The following is a 4,866-nucleotide window of genomic DNA, read 5'->3' on the forward strand; positions in this document are numbered from 1 at the left end:
CCGCCCGGACGAACCCCTCGTCTGACCCCCTCCACCCTCCGCGGGGGTACGAATACGTTCGGACGTATTGCCGGGGGGGCGGGGAACGGGTTCCGGCTAAAGATCCCGGCCGCTTGGGCCGACCCGTGTTCCAGGGCGGGGCGTTTTCCGCGCCCCGGGCCCACCCCGCGGCGGCGGGGGCCCCTCGACCGACGAAAACCGCAGACCGGCGAACGGCAGTCCGACATTTCCCCGGAGATCGCCATGGTTCAGCCCGCCCCGATCCTGGCCGAGATCAGCGACCGCCTGGAGCGACTTCCGCCCATGCCCCAGACCGTGTCCGAGGTCATGCAGATGAGCCGGACCGAGGACTTCGCCGTGGGCGACCTGGCCCAGGTGGTGTGCAAGGACCCGACGCTCGCGGCCCGGGTCCTGAAGCTGTGCAACTCCGGTTTCTACGGGCTCGGCAAGGAGGTCACCAGCATCCAGCGGGCCGTGGTGCTCCTGGGCTTCGAGATGACCAAGAACCTCGTGCTCTCGAGCTTCGTCCACTCGGTGATCCAGGGGGATTTCGAGGCCTACGCCCAAACCTCCGACGGCCTGTGGGAGCACAGCTTCGGGTCGGCCACGGCGTGTCTCGCCCTGGCGGAGCAGGCGGCGCCCGATCTCACCGACGTGGCATACACGGCGGGGCTTCTCCACGACATCGGCAAGGTGGTGCTGGCGACCCTGCTGGCCCCGCGGTTCCATGAGGTGGTCGAGGCGGTCAAGACCCGGCGGATCCCCTTCCCCCAGGCCGAACGGGAAGTCTTGGGCACGAACCACGCCGAGGTGGGGGCCCTGGTGGCCGAGCGGTGGAACCTGGCGCCGGTGCTCCGGGACGTGATCCGCTCCCACCACGACCGGGACGCCGAGGTGGAGAATCCTCGCCTGGCTGCCCTAGTCCGACTGGCCGACGGGGTGTGCGGCATCCTGGGGGTGGGCGCCGGGTTCGACGCGGCCGACGCCGAACTGGACGAGCGGGACCTGGCCCTCGTGGGGCTCCAGGGCGACCGGCTCAAACCCGTGCTCGACGAGGTGATGACCCGGGTGATGGACGTGCGCGGATTCCGGCTGTTCTAGGGGGAGGCCATGGACCGGATTGTCTGCATCGGGGGGAGCACGGGCGCGCCGGCCGGGCTCACCGACCTTCTGGCGAAGCTCCCCGGCGACCTGCCGGCCCCCATCCTGGTGGCCCTCCACATGCCCGGTTCCATGACCGCCGGGTTCGCCCAGACGCCGGAAAAGCGGGTGCCGTTCCGGGTCTGCGTGGCCGAAAACGGCGCTCGGCCCGAGCCCGGATGCGTCTACCTGGGGCCCGGGGGGCTCCACCTGGGGCTTTCGCCCACCGGCCGGATCGTCCTGAGCCCCAAGCCCCAGGAACTCCACTTCAAGCCCAGCATCGACATCCTCTTCTTCACGGCGGCCAAGGCCCTGGGACGCCGGGTGGTTGGGGTGGTGCTCACGGGGCTCTCGGCCAAGAAGGACGCCGTGGAGGGCGCCCTCGCCCTGCGCAAAGCCCGGGCCGAGGTCTTGGTGATCGACGATCCGTCCAGCAAATTCCTGGGCATGCCCAAGGCCGTCATCGAGGCCGGCGGGGCGAGCCGGGTTCTTCCGGCCCGCGACCTCCCGACGGCCCTGGCCCGGGCTGTGCGCGGTTGACCCTGGGGGGTGGCGAGCCTACACTTCTAGGCCTTTGCGGTTCCCTTAGAGCCCCCGCGCCGGTGTGAGGCCCGCTCCCGACCATGGCCGTCGTCGTCGTCAGCCGGACCGACCTTCCCCTTCTGCTGCTGGATCCCAAATCCGGCCAGGAGCCCATGGCGTTCGTCACCGACCAACCCGCCCTGGCCCGCCAGGCCCGGCGTCGGGGATTCCGAACCGCCACGGGGAACCTGGGCGACCCGGCCCTCTACCGCCGGGCCCGGGTGGGGGCCGAGGACCGCATCCTCGTGCACCTGCCCCGGGCCCCGGAGCTCAACCGGGTGCTCCGCACCCTGCTTCGCGCGGTGCCCGATGCCGCCGTGGCAGCGCTCCTGGAGCCGGGCCGAACCCCTCCCGAGGCGTGGAAGGAGCGGGTGCTCTTCGTTCCCACCGGGCAACTGGGCAACGTGCGGCTGCGCGCCGAACTCGAGAAAGCGGCCACCCGCCGCATGCTCGCGGCCATCCGAAAGCTGTTCGAGGGGGCCGAGAAGGTGCTGCTCCTCGTGCAGGACGACCCCGACCCGGACGGCTTGGCCTCGGCCCTGGCGCTCCGGGCGCTCCTCGGCCGCAACCGACTCACCGCGGTCATCGGCGCGTTCGGCAGGGTTACCCGGCCCGAGAACGTGGCCATGGTGAAGCTCCTCGACATCCACGTGGAGACCCTGGCCCCAGACGACCTCTCCCGGTTCGACCGGGTGGCCCTGCTCGACGTTCAACCGCTCCACTCCCCCGACATCCCGCTGCGGGTAGACCTGGTCATCGACCACCACCCACGCCGCCCCCAGTGCCGGGCCGCCATCGCCGACATCCGGCCCAGGTACGGGGCCACGTCCACCATCATGACCGAGTACCTGCTGGCCTCGGACGTTCCCATCTCCCAGCGGCTCGCCACGGCGCTGCTCTACGGGATCAAGACCGACACCCAGCTCCTGGGCCGCGACACCACCCCCATGGACGTGTCGGCCTTTGCGGCGCTCTACCCCCTGGCGAACCACGCCCTTCTGCGCCGGATCGATAGGCCCCAGTTCCCCCGCCGGGATCTGCCGGCCCTCAGCCAGGCCCTGGCCCACACCCAGATCGTGGACGACATCTTGTTCGCCCACCTGGGCCCCCTGACCCGGGAGGACGTGGTGCCCTTCATCGCGGACTTCGGCCTCGAGATCGAAGGCGTGGAGTGGTCGGTCGTGTCGGGGATCTACGGCGGAAAACTCGTGATCTCGGTCCGGAGCTTCGGAACCGGCCGGAGCGCGGGGGAGGTCACCAAGGCAGCATTCGAGGCGTTCGGAAGCGCCGGGGGCCACAAGGCCATGGCCAAAGCGGTGATCCCCCTCGAAAATCTCCCCGAGGAGTGCCTGGATCACGAGACTTGGATGCGCGACCGGTTCTTAAACGCGCTCTACCAGCCCAAGCAGGCGAAAACCCGGGACGGGAACGAAGGCGAGGCCGGGTAGGGGTCCCGAGGGATACGAATCCCGACGGGAGAATGATCAACTCCCGGGTGTCGGTACGGGAACCAGGGACCCGCGCGATCACGGAAAACCCGGCGCCGCCGTTTACGTCTACGTCGCTGGGCTCCACCAGGCTTGGATTGCTTTGGAAGCTGCCGTAGGCCGTGGAGCGCGGCCTGTCCGCAAGAACGATAACTTCTCGGTTTCGGCCACAGGGTGGATCGCCGCGCCCTGGGCGAAGGGACCGGAGACCGTGCCAGGTGCCAGAAGACAGACGACAGAGGACAGGGGTGCTCTGAACTCTAACCTCTGAACTCTGGCCCCCGATACGGCAGCCGCTCCCAAGGGTTCGCCGGCGCGATGACGTCGGGAGCCCGAATGTTCTTAGCCGCCTCGCTGCCGAGCAGCCCAGCCGCCTAGCCGAAGTTGCTCGGAAGGCGCGGCGAAAAAAGGTGCCGCAGTCGCGCTCGGCCGGAGCCGGTCCCCCACCCCGCGACCGGCGATACCGTCGTGGGCCTCAGCACCCCGCCTCCGGGGCCCGGCAGGTCTCCTCGGCCTCGTCGGCCACGGGCCTGCGGTAGGGCTCCTCCCCGCACGCCGGGCATTGGGGGTCGCGGCGCACCCGGACCTCCCGGAACGTCAGGGCCTCCCCGTCGAACACGACCAGCCGGCCCACGAGCGGCTCCCCGACCCCGAGGAGCAGCTTCAGCACCTCCAGGGCCTGCAGGCTTCCCATCACCCCCGCCACGGCGCCAAGGATGCCGGCCTGGGCGCACGTGGGCACGCTCCCCGGGGGAGGCGGTTCCCGGAAAAAGCACCGGTAGCACGGGCCCCGACCCGGCACGACGGTGAGGATCTGCCCCTCGAACCGCAGGATGCCGGCGTACACGTAGGGAACTCCCACGGCCACGCAGGCGTCGTTCACGAGAAATTTCGACCGGAAGGTGTCGGTGCCGTCCACCACCACGTCGTAGCCGCGGATCACGTCGAGGGCGTTCGCCGCCGCGAGCCGCACGGGGTGCTCCACCACCCGGACCCCGGGGTTCAGCCGGCGAAGGGCCTCGGCCCCCGACTCCACCTTGGGGCGGCCCACGTCCGGGGTGCCGTGCAGGATCTGGCGCTGGAGGTTCGTGAGGTCCACCCGGTCGGCGTCGCACAGCCCCAGGGTTCCCACCCCGGCGGCCGCCAGGTAGAGGGCCGCGGGCGACCCGAGTCCCCCCGCCCCGACCACCAGCACGCGGGACCGCTTGAGGCGCTCCTGGCCGATCCCCCCAACCTCGGGCAGGATGATCTGGCGGGAATACCGGTGGATCTCCTCCTCGGTGAGGCTCATGCCTTCTTCCGCACCCGCACCCGGAACGCCCCGCCCTCCCGCTCCACCGAGACGACCTCGTGGCCCTCGTCCCGCAGCGTCCGGGGGATGCTCGCCACGGGCTCCCCCGGGGCCATGAGGATCTCGAGCTCCTGCCCGGGGCCGACCTGCTCCAACGCCATCCGGACCCGCACCAGGGTCATCGGGCACACATCGCCGGTGATATCGAGAAAGGACATGGGGAATCTCCTTCGTCAACTTCGGCTAGACGGCTGGGCTGCTTGGCAGCTAGGCGGCTGGGAACATTCGGGATTCCAGCGTCGGCAGTTGTCCTGACCTGTGGTAGCGGCTTTCGAGCCGCGACCATTTCCCTTCGGGCCTTCGGCC

Annotated in this window: 5 protein-coding genes; 3 read left to right on the forward strand and 2 right to left on the reverse strand. The window is 70.3% G+C overall.

Features of this window, described 5'->3' with window-relative positions; all coding sequences use genetic code 11:
- The first annotated feature begins 243 nt into the window (after positions 1 to 243).
- The 3 genes from ACY0I8_RS16385 (at position 244) to ACY0I8_RS16395 (ending at position 3,170) form a co-directional block, all read left to right on the forward strand.
- The gene (locus ACY0I8_RS16385; RefSeq protein ID WP_461395604.1) at positions 244 to 1,101 is read left to right on the forward strand and encodes an HDOD domain-containing protein; all 858 of its coding nucleotides are present in this window, start codon (positions 244 to 246) and stop codon (positions 1,099 to 1,101) included.
- Between the two features lie 9 nt (positions 1,102 to 1,110).
- The gene (locus ACY0I8_RS16390) at positions 1,111 to 1,680 is read left to right on the forward strand and encodes a CheB methylesterase domain-containing protein (RefSeq protein ID WP_461395605.1); all 570 of its coding nucleotides are present in this window, start codon (positions 1,111 to 1,113) and stop codon (positions 1,678 to 1,680) included.
- A gap of 83 nt (positions 1,681 to 1,763) precedes the next feature.
- Entirely contained in the window at positions 1,764 to 3,170 is a 1,407-nt protein-coding gene (locus ACY0I8_RS16395) for a DHH family phosphoesterase (RefSeq protein ID WP_461395606.1), read from the forward strand.
- A gap of 514 nt (positions 3,171 to 3,684) precedes the next feature.
- Here ACY0I8_RS16395 and ACY0I8_RS16400 read toward each other — a convergent pair.
- Together ACY0I8_RS16400 and ACY0I8_RS16405 are read right to left on the reverse strand one after the other, a co-directional pair.
- Entirely contained in the window at positions 3,685 to 4,500 is an 816-nt protein-coding gene (locus tag ACY0I8_RS16400) for a HesA/MoeB/ThiF family protein (RefSeq protein ID WP_461395607.1), read from the reverse strand.
- The gene (locus ACY0I8_RS16405; RefSeq protein WP_461395608.1) at positions 4,497 to 4,718 is read right to left on the reverse strand and encodes a sulfurtransferase TusA family protein; all 222 of its coding nucleotides are present in this window, start codon (positions 4,716 to 4,718) and stop codon (positions 4,497 to 4,499) included. Before ACY0I8_RS16405 ends, ACY0I8_RS16400 begins: the two co-directional genes overlap by 4 nt.
- Positions 4,719 to 4,866 lie beyond the last annotated feature (148 nt).

The organism is Deferrisoma sp. (assembly GCF_054681715.1).